1 protein-coding gene is annotated in these 1,867 nt (G+C 59.7%); it reads right to left on the reverse strand.

Features of this window, described 5'->3' with window-relative positions:
- Positions 1 to 1,541, reverse strand: a 1,541-nt coding sequence (locus AB4043_RS24210) for a YncE family protein (protein WP_442308346.1), incomplete at its 3' end; no start/stop codon positions are given.
- Between the last annotated feature and the right edge of the window lie 326 nt (positions 1,542 to 1,867).

Genomic DNA, 1,867 nt, shown 5'->3' on the forward strand with positions numbered 1-1,867 from the left:
ACATGACGCAGGTGAGGAAGGGGAGAGGATTCCTTGAGGGCCGCCTCGTTCGCTTTCACGACGGCAGCGGTCAAACGTGGGAACTGGTCTTCCGCGATCGGCAGTGGAATGGTGGAGATGCTGCCGAACTCCAGCTCATGAATGGAGTGGCGGCTTTCGGCCGAGAGGTCGGCCGCAATGCTTGGTCCGGTTCCCTGCCCCCTGTTGTTGGCAACGTAGAGCGTCTTCTGGTCCGGTGAGAATGCTACGGCGGCGGGATACCAACCCACGGGGATGTGCGTGAGGACCTGGTTTGTATTGGTATCGATGACGGCGATGGAGTTTGTCCCTGCCTCAGCGACAAAGAGCTGTCCGCCGGAGAGACCTACACCGAAGGGCATGACTCCACGCAACGGACGCCCGGTTTTGTCGTTGTACTCAGCACCACTGAAGGGCGTAAGGGGAATCTCGCGCTCGAGTTTCGCTCCGTCCGGCGAAACGACGGCGATCGAGTCCTCGTGCGCCAGCGAGACATAGATGCGTTCTTTGCCGGCGACTACACCGGAGGGCGATGCGCCTCCTACGACAGTGTTGTGGCCTTCGGTGATGCGGTGGCCGAGGCGAAGCTTCGACAAAAGATGTGTGGCGCCAGCCGAGGAGACATCGTAGGTCCACAAGGAGCTGCCGCGAGGACTGTTTTCATCACCGAGTCCGGGCACGTCATGCCCTTCCGCGTTCACTCCTTTGCGCGCAGCCGCAGACGGATATCCGAAGGGAGAAAAGTGCAGACCGGTGTGCAGAGGGTCCGCCAGCTTTACGCCCGGAACGAGTTGATATTCGAAGAGACCGGAGTTGGTGACGTAGAGGCGGTTGCCGTCCGGCGAAAGCGCCATGGCGAGCGGGTTTGAGCCGGTGGGTAGGCCTGCAATCAGTTGCTTGGTGCTTAGATCTACGATCACAACGCGCCAGTTTCCCTGGTCCAGAACGTACAGCGTTCTGCCATCCGGAGAGAGTAGAGCAACTGCCGCAAAGCTCTCCTTGTAGGTCTTGCCGTTCAGCTTGCCGTCGAGTTCAATACGACCCACATGCTGCCAGGTTTTGCTGTCGTAGATGTCGACCGCGCCGGAGTCGCCTGTGGGGTCATACAACAGCGAGCCGTCGGGCGAATAGGCGACGCCCATATGGACCTGGGTGTTGGGGTCGTTCGTCGAGGAGACGCGCAGGTGCGGATCGTTCGACGGCAGAATTGTGGTTCCACTCTCTGCCTTGATCTCCGGAAAGCGACGGTACCGTGGCGAGCTGCCGCCGAGATCGTCGATGATGTTCAGTGCAAATGGCCAGCCGATCGAGGGCGCGACGAGGTGTTTGCCGTCAGGGCTGACAGCAAGGGCGAATGGCATGGGAGCGATCGGTGTCCATGTACCCGCCGGATCAATGGCGCGGCCATTGGGCAGGATGGCGCCTTTGGGTGGATCGCTGACCACGACCTGTGCCTGGCCGGCGCAGAGGGAAAAGGCAATGGAGAGTGAAACCAGAGGAGCGGTGTACGTCTTGCGGATCACGGATCTTTCCTCCCTGCCCATCTGCAGAGTTTGATTGTTTGGATTTGTGTTTGGGGTCGACAGGCCGCAGATCGATTGCGTACAAATCGTAACAAGTAAAGGTTGCTGCAGGGTTACGTCTTTGAGTGCGAATGGATGCGATACGGTGAGCGAAGCGTCCGGCGTTCGACATGGATCATTCCAACAGCCCAGACATTGGTGGTTAGACGTGCCATCAAACCCGCCCCTTCACGGCGAGCTATGGAGCGGGCCTTCAGCCCTTTAACTACAAATGTGCCGGATACCTGGGGCGTTGCCCCAGGCTGGTATGGAACGCGCCTTCAGCG

Origin of the sequence: Terriglobus sp. YAF25, assembly GCF_052113305.1 — a bacterium.
Lineage (GTDB): Bacteria > Acidobacteriota > Terriglobia > Terriglobales > Acidobacteriaceae > Terriglobus.